The 22,761-nt window shown below is 58.4% G+C and carries 20 protein-coding genes; 11 read left to right on the forward strand and 9 right to left on the reverse strand.

Going from position 1 to position 22,761, the window contains the following annotated elements:
* Positions 1-4 precede the first annotated feature (4 nt).
* Complete coding sequence (gene purD / locus ACYVJT_RS02520; RefSeq protein WP_343958154.1) at positions 5-1,288, reverse strand: phosphoribosylamine--glycine ligase; 1,284 nt, start codon at positions 1,286-1,288, stop codon at positions 5-7.
* Between the two features lie 106 nt (positions 1,289-1,394).
* Here purD and ACYVJT_RS02525 point away from each other — a divergent pair, with 106 nt between their 5' ends.
* The 7 genes from ACYVJT_RS02525 to ACYVJT_RS02555 are packed head-to-tail and all read left to right on the forward strand — an operon-like array spanning position 1,395 to position 6,929.
* Positions 1,395-1,637: a hypothetical protein gene (locus ACYVJT_RS02525; RefSeq protein WP_343958156.1), complete on the forward strand. Its 243-nt coding sequence runs from the start codon at positions 1,395-1,397 to the stop codon at positions 1,635-1,637.
* A gap of 9 nt (positions 1,638-1,646) precedes the next feature.
* Complete coding sequence (locus tag ACYVJT_RS02530; RefSeq protein ID WP_343958158.1) at positions 1,647-2,669, forward strand: asparaginase; 1,023 nt, start codon at positions 1,647-1,649, stop codon at positions 2,667-2,669.
* A gap of 53 nt (positions 2,670-2,722) precedes the next feature.
* Positions 2,723-3,088 (forward strand): sterol carrier family protein, encoded by a 366-nt coding sequence (locus ACYVJT_RS02535; RefSeq protein WP_343958160.1) that lies wholly within the window; start codon positions 2,723-2,725, stop codon positions 3,086-3,088.
* Positions 3,089-3,123: 35 nt separating this feature from the next.
* Positions 3,124-3,561 (forward strand): hypothetical protein, encoded by a 438-nt coding sequence (locus ACYVJT_RS02540; protein ID WP_343958162.1) that lies wholly within the window; start codon positions 3,124-3,126, stop codon positions 3,559-3,561.
* Between the two features lie 3 nt (positions 3,562-3,564).
* Positions 3,565-4,986, forward strand: coding sequence for an amidophosphoribosyltransferase (purF, locus tag ACYVJT_RS02545; protein ID WP_343958164.1), 1,422 nt, complete (start codon positions 3,565-3,567; stop codon positions 4,984-4,986).
* 1 nt (position 4,987) lies between these two features.
* Positions 4,988-6,127, forward strand: a complete 1,140-nt coding sequence (gene purM / locus ACYVJT_RS02550) for a phosphoribosylformylglycinamidine cyclo-ligase (protein ID WP_343958166.1) — start codon at positions 4,988-4,990, stop codon at positions 6,125-6,127.
* 22 nt (positions 6,128-6,149) lie between these two features.
* Positions 6,150-6,929 (forward strand): enoyl-CoA hydratase, encoded by a 780-nt coding sequence (locus ACYVJT_RS02555; RefSeq protein WP_343958168.1) that lies wholly within the window; start codon positions 6,150-6,152, stop codon positions 6,927-6,929.
* Here the strand turns inward: ACYVJT_RS02555 and ACYVJT_RS02560 are convergent.
* Positions 6,926-8,533, reverse strand: a complete 1,608-nt coding sequence (locus ACYVJT_RS02560) for an AMP-binding protein (RefSeq protein ID WP_343958170.1) — start codon at positions 8,531-8,533, stop codon at positions 6,926-6,928. The genes ACYVJT_RS02555 and ACYVJT_RS02560 overlap by 4 nt on opposite strands.
* A gap of 284 nt (positions 8,534-8,817) precedes the next feature.
* On the opposite strand from ACYVJT_RS02560, the gene ACYVJT_RS02565 reads away from it, so the two are divergent.
* A complete protein-coding gene (locus tag ACYVJT_RS02565; RefSeq protein WP_343958172.1) occupies positions 8,818-10,947 on the forward strand; it encodes an HNH endonuclease signature motif containing protein in 2,130 nt (709 codons plus the stop codon).
* A gap of 2 nt (positions 10,948-10,949) precedes the next feature.
* Here ACYVJT_RS02565 and ACYVJT_RS02570 read toward each other — a convergent pair whose 3' ends face one another.
* Positions 10,950-11,954 (reverse strand): Sir2 family NAD-dependent protein deacetylase, encoded by a 1,005-nt coding sequence (locus tag ACYVJT_RS02570; RefSeq protein WP_343958174.1) that lies wholly within the window; start codon positions 11,952-11,954, stop codon positions 10,950-10,952.
* Between the two features lie 50 nt (positions 11,955-12,004).
* The gene (locus ACYVJT_RS02575; RefSeq protein WP_343958176.1) at positions 12,005-12,211 is read right to left on the reverse strand and encodes a DUF3073 family protein; all 207 of its coding nucleotides are present in this window, start codon (positions 12,209-12,211) and stop codon (positions 12,005-12,007) included.
* A 269-nt stretch (positions 12,212-12,480) separates the two neighbouring features.
* Here ACYVJT_RS02575 and ACYVJT_RS02580 point away from each other — a divergent pair, with 269 nt between their 5' ends.
* Positions 12,481-13,266 (forward strand): hypothetical protein, encoded by a 786-nt coding sequence (locus ACYVJT_RS02580; protein ID WP_343958178.1) that lies wholly within the window; start codon positions 12,481-12,483, stop codon positions 13,264-13,266.
* 75 nt (positions 13,267-13,341) lie between these two features.
* On the opposite strand, the gene clpB is transcribed toward ACYVJT_RS02580, so the two are convergent.
* Positions 13,342-16,002, reverse strand: a complete 2,661-nt coding sequence (gene clpB / locus ACYVJT_RS02585) for an ATP-dependent chaperone ClpB (RefSeq protein ID WP_343958180.1) — start codon at positions 16,000-16,002, stop codon at positions 13,342-13,344.
* A 114-nt stretch (positions 16,003-16,116) separates the two neighbouring features.
* Entirely contained in the window at positions 16,117-16,941 is an 825-nt protein-coding gene (locus ACYVJT_RS02590; RefSeq protein ID WP_343958182.1) for a hypothetical protein, read from the reverse strand.
* 132 nt (positions 16,942-17,073) lie between these two features.
* On the opposite strand from ACYVJT_RS02590, the gene ACYVJT_RS02595 reads away from it, so the two are divergent.
* Positions 17,074-18,393 (forward strand): YihY/virulence factor BrkB family protein, encoded by a 1,320-nt coding sequence (locus ACYVJT_RS02595; protein WP_343958184.1) that lies wholly within the window; start codon positions 17,074-17,076, stop codon positions 18,391-18,393.
* A gap of 54 nt (positions 18,394-18,447) precedes the next feature.
* On the opposite strand, the gene ACYVJT_RS02600 is transcribed toward ACYVJT_RS02595, so the two are convergent.
* Entirely contained in the window at positions 18,448-19,053 is a 606-nt protein-coding gene (locus tag ACYVJT_RS02600; RefSeq protein ID WP_343958186.1) for a hypothetical protein, read from the reverse strand.
* Between the two features lie 243 nt (positions 19,054-19,296).
* On the opposite strand from ACYVJT_RS02600, the gene trmB reads away from it, so the two are divergent.
* A complete protein-coding gene (trmB, locus tag ACYVJT_RS02605; protein WP_343958188.1) occupies positions 19,297-20,241 on the forward strand; it encodes a tRNA (guanosine(46)-N7)-methyltransferase TrmB in 945 nt (314 codons plus the stop codon).
* Here the strand turns inward: trmB and ACYVJT_RS02610 are convergent.
* Both ACYVJT_RS02610 and ACYVJT_RS02615 read right to left on the reverse strand, forming a co-directional pair.
* Positions 20,238-21,350, reverse strand: coding sequence for a glycerate kinase family protein (locus ACYVJT_RS02610; RefSeq protein WP_343958190.1), 1,113 nt, complete (start codon positions 21,348-21,350; stop codon positions 20,238-20,240). The genes trmB and ACYVJT_RS02610 overlap by 4 nt on opposite strands.
* Positions 21,347-22,729, reverse strand: a complete 1,383-nt coding sequence (locus tag ACYVJT_RS02615) for a GntP family permease (protein ID WP_343958192.1) — start codon at positions 22,727-22,729, stop codon at positions 21,347-21,349. Before ACYVJT_RS02615 ends, ACYVJT_RS02610 begins: the two co-directional genes overlap by 4 nt.
* Between the last annotated feature and the right edge of the window lie 32 nt (positions 22,730-22,761).

Below are 22,761 nucleotides of genomic sequence, written 5' to 3' on the forward strand. Positions count from 1 at the left end.
GGCGCTAGGCCTCCGGAATGGTGATCTGGCCGTCGATGGCTTTGGCGGCAATGTCGGTGCGGAAATGACCGTCGGGAATCGAGATCTGTTCAACCGCGTCATAGGCGTGATCGCGTGCGCTTGCCAGGTCGTCACCGGTGGCCACGACGGTCAAGAGCCGTCCGCCGGATGCCGTGTACTCACCCGTCGTACCTGCGGTGGTGCCGGCGTGCAGGATGGAGATGTCCTTGGTCCGGGCGGCTTGGGCAACACCTGTTATTTGGGCACCGGTCTGTGGCGCGTCGGGGTAGCCTGCAGCGGCCATGACCACGCCAACGGCGGCCTGCGGATCGAACTTGATGGTTGGGAACGTGGCGCGCAGTTTGCCATCGGCCGCGGCTTTGAGGAGTTGGCCAAGCGGGGTCTGCAGCCGTGCCAGCACCGGCTGGGTTTCTGGATCGCCGAAGCGTGCGTTGAATTCGATGACCTGGATGCCTTTCTTGGTGACGGCGAGGCCGCAGTAGAGCACCCCGGTAAATGGGGTACCGCGGTCGGCCATTTCCTGCAGGACGGGCCGGGCAACCTGTTCCATGACATCATCGGTAAAGTTTTCGGGCAACCACTCCAGCGGTGTGTACGCGCCCATACCGCCGGTGTTGGGCCCTTCGTCATCGTTATAGACACGTTTGAAGTCTTGCGCCGGCGACATCGCAACCCCGTCTTTGCCGTCGGCAATCACGAAGACCGAGACCTCGGGGCCATCCAAGAACTCTTCTACTAACACCGGGTCGCCGTCGGCAAAAATGGCCTCACCGTGCGCGATCGCAGCATCCCGATCCGATGTGACGATGACGCCCTTGCCCGCTGCCAGTCCGTCGTCCTTGACCACATACGGAGCACCGAAATCATCGAGTGCTGCCGCAAGTTGGGTCGCATTGACTGCGGTGTGCGCAGCACCGGTTGGCACACCGGCGGCGCCCATGACATCTTTGGCAAAGGCCTTCGACGACTCAAGTTTGGCCGCCTGATGCGTTGGACCGAACACCGAGAAGCCGGCAGCGTGGAGCGCATTAGCAACACCCGAGGCTAAGAGTGCCTCTGGACCAACCACCACGAGATCCGGTTGCAGTTGCTGGCACAGTTCCACCACTAATTGCGGGGAGGAAACGTCGATCGGGTAGACGGGAACTTCCTTGGCGATGCCAGCGTTTCCTGGTGCACAGCGCACCTCAGATACCAGCGGATCGGCGCGGAGGGCTTGCACTATTGCGTGTTCACGGCCACCGGGGCCCAAGACTAAAGTTTTCACATCTCTTAGCGTAGTCGGTTCGGCATCGGTGTTGGTCGGTGTGTCTGAACTTTGTGGACAAGACCAACCCCGGGAGCGGTGGTGCAGGTCCAGTAGAATCGAAACCATGTCATACAACCGAAACCACCTCCCCTACGGTCAAGGGCCCTCGGTGCCGCGGTGGCTGCGCGTCGGATATTTATGGTTGATGGTCTCGCTCGGTGCATCCTTTGTTGCCTGGCTTGGGTTTCGCGCGTTCGCCGATGCGACCCGTGGCGACCTTGTCCCGGCACTGATCTCATTGGGGATCGGCGCGGTTGCCGGAGCCGTCACGACCTGGGCCATCTATGCGCGAAAGTCAAAGCGATAGGAGACAGCAATGTCGGGACCAATCCGAGCCGGTGACGTCGAACAGCTGGCCACCGCGACCCGTAACGGATTCGTCGAGAACCGGTATTTTGGGTCGGCCGTTGTCGTCGATGCACAGGGTGCGATACTTGGATCAGCCGGTGACCCAAGCGCCGGGGTGTATGCCCGGTCTGCGTTGAAACCATTGCAGGCGATCGCGTCGTTACGCTGCGGTGCTGATCTGTCTGGTGCTGGGTTGGCGCTGGCTGCTGGGTCGCATAGTGGTTCACCATGGCACCAAGAAACGGCAGCACACGTGTTGGCCCAGGTGGGATTATCTGCCGACGATGTACAGTGCGCCGCGGTCTTTGCCTCATCGGCATCACAGGTGGCCGATGCCGCATTAGCCATGGCGCCTCTCCCGTTGGAACGTACCCGGCTGGCGCATAACTGCTCGGGTAAACACGCCGGCTTCTTAGCGGCGACGGTTGCTGTAGGAGCTGACCCCGCCACGTACCTTAGCCCCGATGCCCCGGTGCAAACCAAGGTGCTGGATGTGTTGGAACAGTACTGTGAAACCTCGATTACCCATTGGGGCATCGACGGCTGTGGGGCGCCGACCCCGGTGATGTCCCTGGCCGCGTTAGCCCGCGGTTTCAGCAAACTTGGTCTCGCGGTACACGATCGCAACGCAGAATTACCCGCCGCGATGGTGGCCCGGGCGATGTTGGACTACCCGGAAGCTGTGCAAGGCAAAAACCGCAGCGACACCGTAGTACTGGAATCCCTTGAGCTGATCTCCAAGACCGGAGCCGATGGGATTCTAGCGCTGGCCGCTCCCGATGGCACCTCGGTCGCGGTGTCCATGATTGATTCCACCCACCGGGCTGCCCATCTTGTGGCCCTGGTCTTGCTGGCCCAATATGCGCCCGAAGCGCTCGAGTTGGATGCCATGAGTGACGTGATCGAACGCATTGTGCCACCCATCTACGGTGGCAATCAACGGGTTGGGGGCATCAAGCTGGCACCAGCAATATTACGGTTGCTCAACTGAGCCGCTCAACTGATGGGGAGCACGATGGAAGTACGAAAGGGGGCAGGAAACGCATGGCGCGACGAAAAATATCGGTTACCGACGGGGTGGCCGCGGTGCGCGAATGGGCTGCTGACCCCGATACAGCGTCTCGCAGTGTTCGGGCGACGGCGGTGCGGTACTCGCTGGAAGAGTTAGCTGTGCTAGCACCGGGACGTTCGGTGGAAGTGCGGGTCCCGCCGTTTGGGGTCACCCAAATCATCCAAGGAACCACGCATACCAGGGGCACTCCCCCGGCCGTCGTCGAAACCAACGCCGCAACATGGTTAGCACTGGTCACCGGCCTGCTTAGCTGGGACGATGCGGTGACGGCCGGCGAGGTCGTTGCTTCCGGGCAGCGAACAGATTTGTCTGAACTCTTACCGTTGGTGAAACTGTAAGCAGGCACCGATAGACGCGCTAGACTGAGGACACTATGGCTGACAGCAACCCCAACGCCCCTGCACCCCAACAGATGGTGTATCGCAGCGCCCCGAAAGTCACCCCCTTTTTAGTCAGTGGCGGCCTGTTGGGCGTCATTGTCGCATTCTTTTGGGTCGGCATTCGTGGTGCGGCACCCGAATATACACTGGTCCAGACGCTGTCTTTCTTCGCGGCAATCTTTGCGATCGCTGGGCTCGCGGTCGGCGCGGTTGTGTGGATAATCATGGATCGGCGTTCCAAACGAAACGTTTCGACCGTCTATACACGCCGCACCGATGACCCGGATGCCGCTGATGTTGCCGTGAGCAAAGACGACTATAGCGAATGGTCACAGTTCCAACAGAACGAACGCCATGAACAAGCGCTGCGCGAGCAATTCGCGCAAGCCAAAGCACGGGCCAAAGCCGACAAACGAATCAAACGGAAATAGTTTATGATCAAAAACTTTTTGGACGACTCACCCAAAGATGCCTGCGGCGTATTCGGCGTGTGGGCACCCGGCGAAGAAGTCTCCAAACTTACCTATTACGGCTTGTTCTCACTACAGCACCGAGGCCAGGAAGCCGCAGGTATTGCCGCATCAGCTGGGCACCGGATTTCAGTCTATAAAGACCTCGGGCTCGTCTCTCAGGTGTTCGACGAAGCCACGCTGTCCTCACTGACGGGGCACATCGCGATTGGCCACAACCGATACGGGGCAGTCGGTGCCGATAACTGGAACTTTGCCCAACCGACACTTGGTGCCACCGCCGACGACGCTACGGTCGCGCTGGGGATGAACGGTGCACTGACAAACCGCACGGAGATCAAGGAGCTCATCGCGCACCGCTACGGCGAGGTTGACTCCGGTGAACTCGCCCAGGGCAATGACACCGATACCGCGCTTATTACCACACTGCTGCACGGCCAAAACGGTAACTCGCTCGAAGACACCGCACCGGAAGTCTTCGCCAAACTTGAGGGCGCGTTTTCCATCGTGATGATGTCAGAGAACACGCTCTATGCGCTGCGTGATCCCCATGGGTTCCGTCCGCTGGTATTAGGTCGGTTGGCGAACGGTTGGGTCGTAGCCTCCGAGCAGGCTGCGCTGGCCACGACCGGCGCCACGTTTATTCGCGAGGTTGCCCCCGGGGAAATGATTGCGATTGATGACGACGGTGTGCGTTCAACACGGTTTGCCGCGTCGAAATTAGCACGCTGCATTTTTGAGTACGTCTACGTCGCCCGACCTGATGCATCAATTAACGGGCGCAGCGTCTACGAATCACGGTTGGAAATGGGTCGACAGTTGGCCCAGGAAAACACCGCCGAGGCCGACGTCGTGGTGCCCGTACCTGATTCGGGGACGCCGGCTGCCATCGGTTACGCCGAGGAATCTGGGATACCGCTGGGCCACGGCTTCGTGAAGAATTCCTATGTGGGCCGCACGTTCATCAAGCCCTCCCAGACCTTGCGTCAGCTGGGCATCCGGCTAAAACTCAACGTGCAGCCCTCGGTGGTCGCCGGCAAATCCGTGATCGTCGTTGATGATTCCATCGTGCGAGGCAACACACAGCGTCAGGTTGTGGCTATGCTGCGGGCCGCCGGCGCACGTGAAGTGCACGTGAAAATTTCGTCTCCGCCCGTGCAATGGCCGTGTTTTTACGGTATCGACTTCGCGACCCGGGCCGAGTTGATTGCCACGGGTGCCGGCATCGAAGAAATACGTTCTTCTATTGGGGCAGACACACTCGCCTATATATCGCTGGAGGGGACGATTGCCGCCACCCAGCAGGACGAGGACACGTTGTGCACCGCATGTTTCTCGGGTAACTACCCCACCGATGTCCCCCAGCTGACCACAGACAGGAAATAACGTGACTGACAACAACTTGGGCAAACCACTCACCTACGCTGATGCTGGTGTCGATGTGCAGGCCGGTGACGATGCCGTTGAGCTGATGAAGTCGGCTGTTACGGCAACGCATAGCGGCCGTGTACTCGGTGGGTTCGGTGGATTCGCGGGCATGTGGGACGCGACCCCGCTGACGAGTTACCGTCGCCCGGTGTTGACCACCTCAACGGACGGGGTTGGTACCAAGGTTGCGATTGCCCAGGCCATGGACATTCACGACACCATCGGTCAGGATCTGGTCGGCATGGTTGTGGATGACATTGTCGTCGTGGGCGCCAAACCCTTATTCATGACCGATTACATTGCCACCGGAAAAGTGGTGGCCGAACGCGTCGCCGATATCGTCCGAGGCATTGCCAACGGGTGCAAACTCGCCGACACCGCCCTGATCGGTGGCGAAACAGCAGAACACCCGGGCTTACTGGCGCCCGAGGAGTATGACGTGGCCGGTGCGGTCACAGGCGTCGTGGAAGGCAATGAGATCCTGGGGCCCGAGCGGGTTCGAAAGGGTGACGTCGTCATTGCCATGGAATCATCGGGTGCACATTCCAACGGGTTTTCGTTGCTCCGGTCGATCGTTACGTCGCGCGACTGGAGTTGGGACCAGCACATCGAGGAATTCGGGCGCAGCCTGGGTGAGGAACTCCTGGAACCGACCCGAATTTATACCCAAACCTGCTTGAACCTTATCGACGAACTCAACGGTGACGGCAAGTTTGCACTACGTGGCTTCTCGCATGTCACCGGCGGAGGTTTGGCGGCGAACCTTGCCCGTGTGCTGCCACAAGGCACAATGGCCACCATCGACCGCTCAACCTGGGCGCTGCCCCCGGTCTTTTCGGTGATGGCCGAGGCCGGCCAGGTACCGCAAGCCGATCTGGAACGGACGTTGAACTTGGGCGTGGGAATGGTCGCTGTTGTAGCACCCGAATCCGCCGATTCTGCACTCACGTGGCTCAATGCCAACTCGATGACATCGTGGCAGATCGGTACCGTTGGCGCACTGACTCAGGACGCCGCTGCCGCCGGTGACGACTTTATCCAAGGCGCAAAGGGTGTCGACGGCGGTGGAGTGCTGCTGCACGGCGCCTACGCTCAGTAATTTCCGGACCAAGGGGACAGCGATGACAGCTTACGTGAGACTTGACGTTGCCGGCACTATAGCGACCGTCACGCTAGATAACCCGGCCAAGATGGGTGCGTTATCGTTGGCCGCGATGCGCGAGTTGACCGAAACGTTCCATGAGGTTGGGCAGCGTAGCGATGTGCACGTCGTCATCCTGGCCTCCGTGGGGAAGGTGTTTTCGGCCGGCCATGATCTGGCCGAAATTCATGGTGCTGATGAGAGCACCCATCGTGAACTGTTCGACGTCTGTACCCAGTTGATGCTGACCATCCAGCGCATTCCTCAACCGGTGATTGCCAAAGTGCAAGGTTTGGCTACTGCTGCGGGATGCCAACTGGTTGCGACTTGTGATTTGGCCATAGCAGCTGAAACCGCCCGGTTTGCCACGCCGGGCGTTCGGATCGGCCTCTTCTGTTCCACCCCCATGGTTGCGGTGAGTCGGGCGGTCGGCCGAAAAATGGCCATGCGGATGTTATTGACGGGCGAGCAACTTTCCGCCGATACCGCTTTGGCGCACGGGCTCGTGTCCCATGTTGTTGCCGACGAGGACTTGGACACCGAGGTCGTCGCGCTAGCGAACCAGGTTGCGAGCGCATCAGCGGCCACCGTGGCCATCGGCAAGCAGGCGTTCTATGAACAACTCGACCTCGGCACCGTCGAAGCCTACGAGAAAATGTCCGAGGTCATGACAGCCAATGCCTCTCTGTACGATGCCCAAGAAGGAATCGACGCATTCTTAGAAAAGCGCGATCCCGTCTGGCGGCACGACCAGGACTAGTCAGCCATCGCGCGAAGCTCGGTTTTCCGGATTTTACCGGTTGAAGAACGCGGGAGCTCTTCGATCAGGTGAAACGCGTCAGGGACTTTGAACCCGGCGAGTTCGGCGCGGCAGTGTTCGCGCAGCGCATCGGAGGTGACGTCGCCGTTGACAACAACGTAGGCGACGGGCCGTTCGCCCCATCGGTCGTCTGGGGCACCGATCACGGCAACATCTGAAACTGCCGGATGCGAGTGCAAGACGCCTTCAACTTCAATGGAGGAAATGTTCTCGCCGCCCGAAATGATGATGTCCTTGAGGCGATCCATCAACTGGATGTAACCGTCTGGGTGTTGTACACCGATATCACCGGTGTGGAACCAGCCTCCCGCAAAGGATTCCTCGGTAGCTTCAGGGTTCTTGTAGTAGCCAGCCATGACACCGTTGCCTCGGATGACCACTTCGCCCTGGGTTTCACCGTCGGCAGGGAGCTGGTTCCCCTCGGAGTCCACAATGGCAGCTTGCGAGTTTTGCAACATCGGCACGCCCTGGCGGGCCAGCATGCGAGCGCGTTCAGTTACGGACAGGGATGCCCAATGTTCGTGAGGTTCATTGATGGTTGCTGGACCATAGGTTTCCGTGAGACCGTACACGTGGATCGGGGTAATGCTGAGCTTTTCGAGGCCTTCGATCACCGAGGGTGGCGGGGCGGAGGCGGCTGTAATCAGGCGGACGGGATGCCCCATTGGGTGGGCTCGGTCAGCTTCAATGATAGATGCCGCCACAATTGGAGCGCCGCACAGATGCGTGATGCTTTCGTGATCAAACGCATCCCAGATGGCGTCCTGGCGCACCGCGCGCAGACAGACGTGTGTGGAGGCAGTTGCTGTGACGCCCCACGTCATGGTCCAGCCATTACAGTGGAACATTGGCAACGTCCACAGGTACTTGGAGGAGCCGTCAAGCTGATAATGCTGGGCGTTGGCCTGTGCTGACAGGTAGGCTCCCCGATGCGTGTACAAGACACCTTTGGGCGGGCCCGTAGTCCCCGAAGTGTAGTTCAGCGTGATAGCACCGAGTTCATCGGCGACATCATAGGTAAACGTGTTCTCGGATGTCTGCTCGGGTGCTGCCGCCATAAAATCTGTGTATGTGGGCAAGTCCCCGGTCGGCTGGACACCAAATTCATTGTCGACAAGTTCGATGACTGCCGGCGGATTCTTCATTCCAGCAGCGGCGCTGGATACAATGTCAGCGACTTCTGAGTCGACGAACACGATTTCAGACTCTGCGTGCTCAAAAATGTAGCTGAACTCTCGGCCTGCCAGACGAGGATTGAGCGGGTTCAGTACCGCACCAATGAGTGGAACCGCGTAGTGCGCGGCCAGCATTTCTGGAGTATTGGGAGCTACGAAACTCACGACTTGTCCGGGTTTGATGCTTTTCGACAGCGCCCGCGCAAGCTGCTGCACTTCGGATTCAAACTGTGCATAGGTGGAACGTCGCGTGCCATAAATGACGGCTTCCCGTTCTGGGAACGTAGCGGCACTCCGCCCCAAGAAGGCCAGCGGGGTCAGCGGTTCATAGCTGGCCGGCGGTGTCGTGGTTGCGTTAGTTGGAGTCACGGATCGACCTTCCTTTGAATGTCATGGTACACAGTTCGATCGAATCCAGTTTACCTAGGGCAGCTGAATTCGAAACCCTGGGCACCCGAATGTCGCTGCCTTCTTCACAACGCATCACCGATACCGCATGACGCGCTCTCATACTATGTGCACGACAAACGGGCAGCGCAGGTTTTCCACACTGCCGTAGATGTGCCGGGTTTTTCCACAGTTTGCTCTAGCTGTGCCCATGAGCGGCGACCTCTCAGCGAAAGTGGAACGACCACTTGGAAGGAGGTGACCCGATGTCGTCTGCAATCCCATCATCCGGATCTGCTATTGGCTCTGCACCACGCGCGTCAGCCAACTTACTGGCTGGCGCCTTGTACGCCGACGTGTATGCCGACGAAACCAAGACCGACCCTGAGTATCAGAGCAATCACAAGCCAGCGTTCAAATCCTGGGAGGACGTATTACCCTTTCACCAACAAACCTCCAACGTCATGCATGCTGCACACGAATCTGTGGACCAGCAGCTTGGCTCTATACTGAGATCCCTGAATCCAGCTGAACTTGAGGCACTGCAAACACAGGTCACCCTATGTCAACAAGAGCTTCTGACGACGAGTGACCACTCAGAGTTGTTTGCGCCTTTAGACCCTTCACAACACGGCTTCACGGACTCGCAGCAGACTGGTAACGATCATGCTCGGGCCGAGGACGCCACGCCACCGGCGAAACTGTCACTATCGGAATATGCGCAAATTCGCGAAGAAAATGCACGCCTGGCAGAAACCGTCAACATTCGTGCCACGGCAGATCTTGTGCAGCATCTGTGTCGGTCACATGGCGAAGTGAAGATCCCCGGACAGAGTCGCGAAAAGACTCCCCTGGCTGCCGCGACCTCATACGTGGCAAGCCTTTTACGGGCCACGTTCAGTACTGTTGATAAGCGGATCACCGCGGCGGCGTCACTGTGGCCCGACATGGAATACCGTCGGCGTAAACTCAAGACACCACGGGTAGCCGAACATTTAGCGCGGGGACGCATCCCATTTGCGTCCGCGACGACCGCTGACGAAAAACTTTCTGAAATCCGGCAGGCCTATCGTCGGGCTGGTGGTGATGAAACTGCAGCCGATGATTTAGTGCAAGAGCACGAGAAGAATTTTGTGTATCACGCGGGGCGAAATGATCCGTATACGTTCAGCCGATATGCCAAAGCCTGCAGTGAAGCTGTTACGAATGCTCTGGTCGGACCGAAGAAGCCGCTGACTGACGACCAAATGAAACACGAAAAGGGCCTGTTCTATGACGGTCAGGTTGGTGACAGTTTGCACAAGGTCACGGCGATCGTCGATGACGAGGAGTTGTTGCAGCTCAACGCCATGCGAGAATTTGCCACGAAACTCGATTCAGTCACCTCCACGATGCGGGCACAAGCCCACGAGGAGGCCAAGGGCACCGGCAAGCACCCGGCTGACGGAAATGAAAAGTCAACCGAGGAAGTTGCAGGTGATTCACGCATTACGCCGGAGGATATCGATTACGGTATTGGACAGTTATTCGATGGCCAAACGAGAGCCGAACGATGGCTCCATACGCTTATGGATTTCCTGTCCTCGGGGCTTATTCTGCACAAGACCTACGACCCGCATGCTACCGATGAGGAACAACGACGGCGCGACACAGCGTTGCAAAAAGCAGCGGAACACTCAGAAGTCGTGGCAGATATTCTCGGTGTGGATCACGAGCCGCCCAGTGCTCCGGAGCTGCAACATATCGAGCAACAACATTCGAAAAATTCATCCGACCCTTTGGCCGCGTATGTTCCTGACGGATACCAGCTATTACGTCCCAATCTTGAGCTCATTGTCGAGATCTCTCTGCGTGACCTGATAGGTCGATCGCCCGATTCACTACCAGACCCTGGGGATCCAAGTGAGACTGACTACACGTCAGAACTCGCCAAGATTGCAGAGCGTCTCAAACACCAAGAGCGCAGCTTGCCGACGCCCCACGGGTCACCGGGAAATGTTCAGATCGATTTCGGGTTAGCTCGTCAACAAGCCTGTACACAGAAGATCGTCCCCATGGTCTTAGGTACCGCATCGCAGCCATTGGACGCCGGAAGAGCCCAACGACTTTTCCCACCTGCCATCAGAAGGGCTTTGCACGTTCGGGATCGTGGCTGTATCGTGCCTGGCTGTCCTCGCCCGGCGTCATGGTGCGAGCCTCACCACCTACAACCGTGGAGTCAGGACGGACCCACGTCGTTGGCGAATGCTGGTTTGGTCTGTCGGAGTCATCACAAGGCCGTACATCAGGAGTTGATCGTACTGCACATGGAACAAGATGGACTACCATCTTGCAGTCTCCCGACGAGTCAGGATCCCACTCAGACTCGATACCGCAACATATATTGGCACGCATGATGCTAGAACGTTTCCGCGTCGAGCCATTCGAGAGCTTCTTTGACCCCGGCACGCCAGCGGAACGTTGCACGCTCTTCTCCCCGCGTGGGGCCACGATTGATCACACCAATAGGTTTCCGCGCACGATCAGTCTCCAGCAGCATACGATAACCACTCATCACTGCCAACGACGACCCAACGACGATCAATGCACCGGAGTTTTCTAGCAAGTCTTGAATGGCGCGTTTGCGTTGTTGTGGAACGATTTCGCCGAAGTACACCACCGTAGGTTTCAACTTTGTGGAGCCACAATTCAGACACCTAACCATGGTGAATTCATCAACCCACTGCTGTGGAATTCGGGCGTCACCGTCGGGGTTAATGTTGTCCTGAGTCACGTTCCAGTGCTCAGCAACTTCCTGATTCGCTTGTTGTAGGCGTTGGCCGAATGCTTCACGCTGCTCCTTGACCCCGCACACCAAGCATTCGATCTCATCCATCGAACCGTGCAAAGCAATGACCGGTCCCGAGGACGACGCGGAGCCGGCTTCCGAATCAGCTGCACGTTGGCTGCGCTGATGCAGACCATCAACATTTTGCGTCACGACACCTGCAATGAGACCGGCTGCATTCCATCGGGCAATGATTTCATGACCGGTATGCGGGGACGCGTCGTTGAGGTGCTGCCAACCGACAAATGAACGCGCCCAATAACGCTGTCGTGCCGCGTCATCGTGCAAGAATTCTTGGTATGTCATAGGCCGCGAATGGCGCAGCGAACCTTCCGGACCCCGATAGTCAGGAATCCCGGAATCTGTGGACATACCAGCACCAGTCAGAATGACAGGGTTAAGCTTCAGCAGCTGACCGAGTCCAGTCGACGCGACTTCAACGTTTTGATAGGGCGCGCGAGTCTCGATAACGCGCTGCACGGAACGCAGTGCCGCCTGGTGCGTTGCGTATGTTGGGTGATCCTCAGCAAGAGAAGAGGTCTCGAAAGAAATCGGCCGGTCAGATGATCCTGTCATCTCACCGTGCCGATCTTTCAAATGTTAGGGAAACCCTGCGACAAGCAGCCCTACGAATACGAAGAGTCCTCGTCGTACCCATCGTCATCGTAGACGTCATAGGTGTCCGCGTGTTCGGCGTACTCGTTGTCTGCTGCTCTATCTGGTTTCTCGGCGGATAGCTCTCGCTCCAATGCTGCCAAGTCGGTAGCTGGCGAGAAGTACTTCATGTCCCGTGCCTGACGGGTTGCCTTTGCCTTTTGACGGCCGCGCCCCATGAGCGTGACCCCCTTCGCGGTCTCTGTGCCCCCAAAAGCGACAATATAAGGCCCACATTGTCGCCGAGGTCTCTTTTGCGTAATGGTTCGTGATAACCAGGTTAACATGTTTGAGTAGAGTTCGCCCCTTTGCGGCTAAAATATGTCTGGTATAACCGGGGCTTACGCTCTAGGATCAGCTAATAACTAGCAGGAACTCGGGCGCGGTGCTCTCAGCGAGTGGGGACGCAATCGATACTGACTGCTGCCAGGAAGGATGATGGACCGGCATGACACCAGCCGACGACCAGCCAAACACGGAGTCCGAGCCTCCGCTGTCAGCTGAAGAACGCTCGGCGCCGACGCGTCGCCAACTACGGCAACGCCAAGAGCGCCGTTCACGACGGAATTCATGGATAATTTTCTTATCCGTGCTCGTCGTGGTGCTGGCGATCGTCATGTTCTTTGTCTACAGCTTCAGCTCTTCCGACTCGGAGCAGAACGCAGAGAGCCCCGAAGAAACAACAACCCGTAACCCCTCCCCTGGCTTGGATGGCATCATCGCCGCGAACGTGTCCCCCGAGAACTTTTTGCCGGGCGATTGTCTCGCCGATTACACCGATGCGGGCGAACCAGCCGACATTGTCGAGTGTTCCACGCCCCACAACGCGCAGCTCGTAGGACGTCAGGTGTACTCGACAGATATGTCCTACCCAGGCGAAGACGAACTTCTTGAATCTTCAGAGGCCTTCTGTGCGGATATCCCACTGTTGGAGAACACGCAGACCACATACTCAATCAACACCTCACGCCCTTCCCAGTACACCTGGGAAAATGATGCGGATCGTCGCATCGACTGCGTCGTTTCCACTAATGATGAAACGAACTTCACAGAATCTTTGGTTGAGGAACCAGCCGTCGACGATCAGCGTTCCGAACAAGAACAGTCCGAAGATCCAATCCAAACCGCTGATGAAGCCGTCGAGGCTGCCCCGGAAGACACTCAAGACACCACAGACGACGCAACCGCGGAAGAGACCGCCGCCGATGAGGAAACCACCGACGACGCGTCATAACTTCCACAGCTGATAGCAGCCCTGAAGTGCTGCGGACTCTCGAGTGCTGAGGTACGAGCACCCTAGGTTGATAGTTTACGAATCGGAAATCACAGCGCCATCAGCACTGCCGGAGGCTTGAGCAGAGCCGATGGTATTGTGCGAACCATCAGCATGCTGGGTTCCCAAACGGATGCCGTCGCCATCAGCATCGACGGTTACCGTGTCCCCATCTTTGACGCGCTGGGCCAAGATCTCCTTGGCCAACGTATCGCCAATCTCACGTTGCACTAAGCGGCGTAGCGGACGGGCGCCATATGCCGGATCATAACCGACCCTCGCCAACCACTCGGCAGCTGCGGGGGCCACGTCAAGCTGTAACCGTCGTTCAGAAAGACGCTGGGCCAGCTGTTCTATCTGCAGATCCACAATCTTGACGAGATCTTCGGTAGTCAACGGCTCAAATTGGATCGTGTCATCCAACCGGTTCAAGAACTCTGGTTTGAACGCAGCACGCACGGCGGCGTCCACCCTGGCATGTTTGTCCTGTGCTTCAAGAGCCGGGTCTACGAGGAACTCTGAGCCAAGGTTGGACGTCAGGATCAAAATCGTGTTGCGGAAATCCACGGTGTGGCCTTGTCCATCAGTCAATCGGCCATCATCAAGCACTTGGAGCAGGATGTCGAAGATTTCCGGGTGAGCCTTTTCGACCTCGTCGAGCAAGATAACCGAATACGGGCGACGGCGCACTGCTTCGGTCAACTGGCCACCCTCGTCATATCCAACATATCCGGGAGGCGACCCGACAAGTCGTGCCACCGAATGTTTCTCCGAATACTCGGACATGTCGAGACGAACCATCGCCCGGTCATCGTCAAATAGGAACTCAGCCAGCGATTTCGCCAACTCAGTTTTACCCACGCCGGTTGGGCCTAGGAACAGGAACGATCCGATCGGACGATCCGGATCAGCAATGCCTGCCCGCGATCGGCGCACTGCATCGGAGACGGCTTCAACCGCTGGGCGTTGGCCGATCAGTCGGGCACCGATCTCGTCTTCCATGTACAACAGCTTTTCTTGTTCACTCGACAGCATGCGGCCGGCAGGGATACCAGTCCAGGCTTCGATGACTTCAGCAATATCCTGAGCGGAAACCTGCTCGGACACCATCGGCATTTCGTCACTCGTGACGGTTTGATCAGCTGCCTCCGCCGCGGCCAGATCCTTTTCGACTTCTGGGATCTCACCGTAGAGAATCCGTGAAGCTTCGGCCAGATCGCCATCGCGTTGTGCCCTCTCGGCACTCGAACGCAACTCGTCTAACGCCACCCTCAAGTCTCCGGCTTTATTCAGGGACGCCTTCTCGGCTTCCCACTTTGCGGTCATGCCGGCAAGTTCCTCTTTGGTGTCGGCAAGTTCGGCACGCAGGGCGGCCAAACGTTCCACCGAAGCAGCATCGGTTTCGCCTTGCAGCGCGAGCTCTTCCATCGTCAACCGGTCAGCGGCACGTCGTAGTTTATCCACCGCCTCCGGCGCAGAATCAATTTCCATCCGCAACCGGGATGCCGCTTCGTCCATCAAATCGATGGCCTTATCAGGTAACCGTCGGCCAGGAATATACCGATTCGATAAACTCGCAGCCGCAACTAAGGCCGCATCAGCAATCGCAACCTTGTGATGGGCCTCGTAACGTTCTTTTAGCCCACGCAGAATAGCGATGCTGTCGTCCACGGACGGTTCACCGACGAAAACCTGCTGGAAACGACGCTCCAGAGCAGGATCCTTTTCAATATTCTCACGGAACTCGTCCAGGGTCGTTGCCCCGATTAACCGGAGCTCGCCACGCGCCAGCATCGGTTTGAGCATGTTACCCGCATCCATGGAACCCTCGGCAGCACCTGCGCCCACCACGGTGTGCAGTTCATCGATAAATGTGACAACTTCACCCTCGGCCGCAGCGATTTCTTCCAGGACTGCTTTGAGACGCTCCTCGAATTCGCCACGATACTTCGCACCCGCAACCATCGCGCCAAGATCCAGCGAGATGAGCCGTTTGCCACGCAGCGACTCGGGCACGTCACCGGCCACAATGCGTTGCGCCAACCCTTCGACGACGGCCGTCTTGCCGACGCCCGGTTCACCGATGAGCACGGGGTTGTTTTTCGTTCGACGCGACAGCACCTGGATGACGCGACGGACTTCGGCATCACGTCCGATCACTGGGTCAAGTTTGCCGGATGCCGCAACTTCGGTCAGATCGGTGCCATACTGTTCCAACGATTGGAAGGTGCCTTCTGGGTCCGGCGACGTCACTTTCGCATCACCCCGCACCGATTGCATTGCCACGTTCAACGCATCGACCGTCGCCCCGGCTTCACGCAGGCTGCGCCCGGTGTCACCGCTATCGGCGGCCAAACCGAGCAGGAGGTGCTCGGTCGAAACAAACTGATCCTGGTGTTCTTGTGCTCGGGTTTGGGCAGCCGAGATCACAGCCAACCCTGCGCGCGAAAGCTGTGCTTCAGCCACCGAGGAGCCCGAGACTTTCGGTAGGGCTGCTATCTGGCTCGAGGCTTGTGTCGAGACGGTATCGGGGGCGACATCGGCGGCCTTCAATACGGCCACGGCAACTGATTCGCGCTGGTCCATCAGGGCTTTGAGCACATGTGCGGGCTCGATCTGCGGGTTACCCGCCGTGGAGGCATTCATCGCCGCGGCAGATAGCGCCTCTTGCGACTTGGTAGTGAATTGCGAATTCATCAATACTCCTTACTCCCGGGGTTCCCGGGAATCCAAAACCTAAACTTGAGTCTAGTTAACTCAACCCCGTTTGGATAGGAAATATTCCCACATTCAGCAACGCTGTGGAAAACATTAACTGCCGGACGGTTCGGCAGCAGAAGTCGCTTCGGTCGGACTCTCGCTTGTGGTCTCACTTGGCTCGGCAGAAGCTTCGTCCTCGAAGGTTTCCTGCAGCTTCTCGGCCTGGGCGCCAAACATTTCTTCGGCCTCTTCAATCGAAACCTGCTCGGCCGTCATGTACATGTGGTACCGACCGTTAACCGAAGACCCCCCGACCGCCATCGATTCGGAGCCGTCCCCGTCAGAAATTTCTAGGTGGATGGCATCGAGACCCGGAACTTTGGTGAATTCTGCTTCTGCGCCTTCAACCTCGTCCGAACTCAACGTTTCGCAAGCATTCGGGATTTCGCGATAGATCGACATGGGTTCTTCAGAGGTCCGCGTCTCGAAGATCATGGTCTGCGTGTTCGCTTCGGATGCCTCAGGAGACTGACCATCCGTGGCAGCGCCATCCGTAGCAGCGTCAGAGGGCACTTCCTTGACGAAGTGCGCCGACACGCCAGCAACCGCCGGGGCCGTGTAGGAATTCAACTCATCGAGGAGCTCTTCACAGGTGCCCGACGGGGAAAAATCACTGAGCGTCAAGTACATCGAAACTGGGTCATCCACGAACCCCTCAACCGGCGGGTCACCTGCAACACCCATCAGCTCGACGTCCGACACCAAGGCAGCCGCATACTGTTCTAAATCCACCTCGGGCGCGGAAGGAGACGCCGACGTCGCAGCTTCCTCGCTCGGTGAAGCTTCCGGTTGCTCAGCGCCCTGGTCCGTGCAGCCTGCCAGCAGCATCCCACCGGCAGCAACCAGTGCCGCAAACCGTATAGCTTTTCGTTTCACTACCATCACACCTCTACGATACCGTGAGTTCTCATCTTGAATGCAACATTTGCACCGTGCAGGGCCGCCAGAGTCACCGCGAAGCATCCAGCTACCCTCAAACCTGGTGTACGAGCAGCTAAGCTCGGAGGCATGTCTCACTCCGCCGCTGACCCACCGCGCACGCCCCCGACGTCGGATGCCGCCGCGCAGCCAAACCCAACGGCGGACTCGGACACCAGACGACGACGTTCGACGGCCAAGCGTGCGGCCACAACAGCCATCACCAAGCTCACGCGGCAGCGCCCGCCAAGAACCTATCAGCGTCCGCGTCCCACCTGGTGGTTCGTCATTCGTCGCACCTGGGGACGCGCCATCGCCATGCAAGTGTGGGATGTGGCGGCCACCATGACGTTCTACTTGATGCTCTCACTACTGCCCGGACTCATCGCGCTGGGATCCATCGTGGCACTAGTGGACTTCACAGAGGAAACCATTTGGACGATCGCCGGGCTGGTCAACGACCTCGTACCGGCACTCGAGGCCTCCACCGTAGCCAACACACTCTTTCGACTCATCGATACACCCGGTGGCATCACCCCACTCGTGCTGGGCCTGATCGGGTCGCTGTATTCAGCATCCAACGTCGTGGCGGCTTTTCATCGGGCGATGAACCGCATTTACGATACCCGCGAAGGGCGCCCCTTCATTTACTTTCGGTTTGTCGTATTCGTCGAAACCTTGGTGCTCATGGTTGCGTCCCTACTCTTGCTATTACTGATCATCCTGGGCGGCGACTTCTCGGTCCGCCTGGGTGAAGTGCTCGGACTGACCCAAGAAGCGATCGCCACCTGGAACATCCTCAAATGGCCGCTGATTCTGTTAGTGCTCATTTTCCTGGTATCGCAAGCGTTTTATCGCGGCCCCAATGTGCGCCGGCCCCGGTACCGGATCATCTCCTCGGGCGCGGCCGTCACCGTCATCATTCTGTTTGCCGCAATTGCTTTTACCGGTTGGTTACTCGATCACGTGGCCATGTTTGAACAGGCGTTCTTCACGGTCAACGGCATCCTCTATGTCATCCTGCTGATCTGGCTTGCCTTCATCGTGATGTTGGCGGCAGCCGCCTGGGACGCCGAAATCTTGCGCGCCAAACAGCTCGCGTCGGGGTATGCGGCCGGGGACGAATTGCAGCTGGCCACCGAGCACACCTGGGTACTGCGCCTGCTGGATGCCGAAACTGAAAATCGGCGCCGCATCTCGGGCATCATTGTGGACAACTATCACGACGACCAACCGGTCACAACACCCAAAACCCCTCAGTTGACCGAAGCCGAATCGTTGTGGGCAATACGAGAACCCGACTACCCACCATCAACCGGTGCCCCTTTCCACGCGGTCGCACCGCCATCATCGGTACGGTATGACACCGCCGACGACGCGGCATATCGCGGAGAATACGAGCCCGATTAACGCGGTAGTCGGGTCTGAACATATGAAAATATTGGACTGTGAACCGCCGCAAACCTAGGCGGCTTTATTGGCCTCTTTGCGTGCGGTACGGGCAGCCTTGCGCGCAGCCTTCCGCTCTTCCTTCGCAGCTTCACGCGCGGTTTCGAGAGCTTTGTGCTGTTCGTCCCGTGCATCGTGAATTGCTTCGACCTTCTGGTCTTTTGCCTCGTGAATCTTTTCCACACGACGCTTCGCAGACTTCTTGCGGCGCGATGTGGTGTTGAGCAGTGAATCCACGATCATGGACGCACCAGCGCCGAGCATCCACACGTCTTTGGCAACCGCGGTGCCATCCTGCGTGGGACGCACGCCGTCTTCTTGGGTCATGCCCGGAGTGTTCAAGTACATGTTGAGCATACCGGCAGAAAACGCAGTCAGTGCCGAACCAGACAACCAGCCCGGAACTTTTGGGATCAGCTGTGCAGCGCCGACACCAATTTCGGTGAAGGCAATGAACCGGCGGAATGCTGCGGGCGACATGTCAGCAAGCATCGGCACGCCATTCGACGCCATCTGCTGCAGTCCTTCAGCCTCTTCTTCCGAGAGACTAAGCTTTGAGATACCGGAGTTCAGCACGAACGCACCGGTGGTCAAACGTATCGGCAACTGAGCCAAGCTCATAAGTCTTCCTTCCATTCGGGACTCGTCGTCCTTAACTGTAATACTTTCAACGCCAATTCCAATACGTTCGAGGAGCGCTACAAAACTCCACACCAAGAATTGCCGCGGGTAACCTTCCGAAACCGACACGGAATTCGTGGCGCTGAGCGCCAGTGGATTACGATGGCGGTGCACCACCACGCCCGTTGTGGCCTCCTGCCGACGGGTGACCACGCCGTCCGACCCCGAAACGTTTCTGATTTTATGCCTGCACACAACCACCACGACGCGCCCGAGCACTCGAGCACACAGCCACCGAGCGGTGACGACCCGACCGGTCAACCGTCGGCTACGCAACCGGTGCCAGCGGGATATCAAAAAGTCGAGACCCGCGATGGCGTCAAGATTGTCCGTGATGCTCCGGTTTCGTTCGTACGGCGCGAACTGGCGATGTCGGCGAACCGGCAGCGCCTGTGGCAAGACCACACCGGCACCACCATATTGCCGGTGTCGCGGTTGTTCGGCCAAACATCGGTGGCACCACAATCGCAACTGAATATTACTGAAACCTGGGGCCACGACGCCCCGCTCATCATCGATATTGGTGTGGGGCACGGCGAGTCGACATTCGCCGGCGCAACAGCCCACCCCGACAAGAACTTTTTGGCCGTCGAAGTGTATCGCCCTGGGCTGGCCAAACTCTTGGATCGCGTAGATTCCGAAAACGTCACCAACATTCGCATGGTGGAGGCCAACGCCCCCGAGGTGCTGGACCATATGGTGCCAGAACATGCCGCCGCGGAAGTCTGGGTTTTCTTCTCCGACCCCTGGCCCAAGACCCGATACCACAAGCGTCGCCTCATCCAGCCAAAATTCTTAGACCGCGTGGCCCGGGTGCTGCAAATCGGCGGGCTCATCCGGCTGGCCACCGACTGGTCACATTACGCGATGCAAATGCGTGACACCTTGGACGCTCATCCAGCATTCAAAAATCTGCACCCTTCTCGACTGGCCGGTAAGACGTCACCGTTGACGCTGGCGCGCTTGCACGGCACCGATGACGGAACGCCCCTGTCCGAAGCTGAAGCACTCGATGCGATCGGTGGGTGGGCGCCGCGCTTCGAAACCCGGCCGGTCACCAGTTTTGAGGCCAAAGCCCAGCGCGCCGGACGATACATTTTCGACCTGACCTACCAGCGCACAGACTAGCCAGCCGCTGCCAACCACGTGCGCAACACGTTTTCTGCGGTGTCTGCCAGGTTCTGTGCGGTATTTGCGAGCGCGGATGCTAAGCCCTGTGGTCTCGGCGTGATCCCATAGATCGCGGTAATCCCGTGGTCGTAACAAGCCTGGGCGCCGTCACCAATGGAACCGACAATTGCGATCACTGGTTTGTCCGTACGACGGGCTACCCCGACGGGCACCTTGCCAGCGAGCGACTGTCCATCCAGTTGCCCTTCGCCGGTGACAATGAGATCGGCGGATCGCGCCCGCGCATCAAAATCCACAGCGTCAAGGATCGCATCGATACCAGGTTGCAACGTGGCACCAAAGAAGGCGTGCATGCCCGCGGCAAAACCACCCGCGGCTCCCCCGCCCACAAGCTCGGTGACGTCGACACCTACGTCACGGGCGATGATGTCGGCAGCATGCGCCGCACCGGCTTCGAGCCGGTGTACCATTGGCGTATCGGCACCCTTTTGGGGTGCGAAAACCGCTGCGGCCCCTGCGTCGCCCAATAACGGGTTGTCGATATCGGTCATCACGGTGATATCGATGGCCCCCAGCATCGCAGAAGTGTCGATCCGAGCGATGCGGCCCAGGGTCGCCCCGGTCGGGATAAAACTCGTACCGGCATCGTCCAAGAATGTCACGCCGCACGCAGCGGCTGCCCCACACCCCAGATCGTTGGTCGCCGATCCGCCGGCGCCAATCGTGAGCCGCCGATCAGCCAGGGCGGCGATGAGCTCCCCAACCCCATAGGTGGTTGTGGTTTCAGGGTTCGGGTGCTCGGTCAACGGCAGCCCCGCGGCAGCAGCCATTTCAACTACCGCACCGTCCTCAATGAGGCCGTACGCGGCGGTCACCGGCTTGTGTTCTGGGCCCGTCACCTCGAGGGTATGGTGACTGCCATTGGCAGCTGCAATCAGCGCGTCCACGGTACCTTCGCCGCCATCTGCCATCGGGATCGCACAAATTTCGGCATCGGGTGCAGCACGCCGCAGTCCCTTGCTCAAAGCCTCAGCCACTTGCACGGAATTCAGCGACCCCTTGAAAGAGTCCGGCACCAAGACGATATTCAAATCACGTGCGGTCATACAAAGAGCCCCAGAACCCAGATGCAAATGATGGAGGTCACGCCCATGACACCCGTCGTCACTGTGTGGGTGCGATACCCCTCTTGTACGGTGAGGTTACCGAAGCGCGTCACCACCCAGAAATAGGAGTCGTTCGCGTGAGAAACCGTCATGGCACCAGCGGCGATCGCCATGACCGCCAGGGCTACTTCGATGTCGCTTTCCAATCCCAGCGTGCTCAGCAACGGTGCCACGATACCGGCCGTGGTTACCAGGGCGACGGTCGACGAACCCTGTGCGGTTTTGAGAATCGCCGAGACGATGAACGGGAAGAATAGACCGATCGAGGCGAAACCAGGCGCAATCTCGGTGATGTAGTCAATGAGCGGAGTTGCAGCAATGACCGTGCCCAGGGCACTCCCCGCACCCGTGATGAACAAGATCGGGCCGGTCACACGCAGCGTATCTTCTGTGACGTCGAGCAGTTCGGACATGCGACGCTGTAGACCCAATAAGATCAGTGCCATGAGCAGGCCCAGCGTCAACGCGATGACCGGGATGCCGAAGAATTCGAAGAGTTCAGCGCTAAAGCCCTGCCAGCCGGCCATCGTGACGACCGAGCCGATCGCCATTGCTAGAATCGGCACCAGGATCGGCAAAAACGACAACAACTTGCCCGGTAACCGACCGTAGGAGGCCCGTAAGGCTTCGTATTCGGCTTCCACATCGTCGGAGGTCATCTCTTGGTCTTCCGGGGTGGTGACCCGTTTACCCAACCACGACGACATGAAATACGCGACGATCAGCGCCGGAATAGACACCAGCAGCCCCATCCCGATGACCAAAATGAGGTTGTCTTCCAACCCCAATGTGGTGGCTGCTGCAATCGGTCCGGGGGTTGGTGGAACAAAGACGTGTGAAATGTACAGTCCCGACGCCAGCGCTACGGTCATCGATGCCGACGCCGTCGCCGTTCGGCGCACCAGTGCACGACGAATAGGGTTTAACACGACGAACCCTGAGTCACAGAACACCGCAATCGAGACAACGAAACCCATCAGCTGGGTGGCCAGGACCGGGAAGCGTTTGCCAACGGTGTTGACCAACGCATCGGCCATTTGAAAGCCGCCACCGGTCTTTTCCAAAATGAGCCCGATGAGCGCGCCCAAGATGATGACGATACCGATGGACGTAAAGATGCCGGAAAAGCCGTCTCCGATGACGGTGGCGATGCCGGGTGTTTCCTCGCCCTGGTCGGTGAGCGGAATACCTCCGATAAGTCCCAGTGCCAACGCAATGGACAAAATTGCCAAGAACGGGTGGACCCGCCACTTTGAAATCATCAAAATCATCACCACGATGGCGATGAAAAAGGTTATGAGTAATCCAAGACCGCCCACGGCATGCCTCCGAATCGCTGAGAACGTATACG

It is taken from the genome of Yaniella soli, from assembly GCF_054782375.1.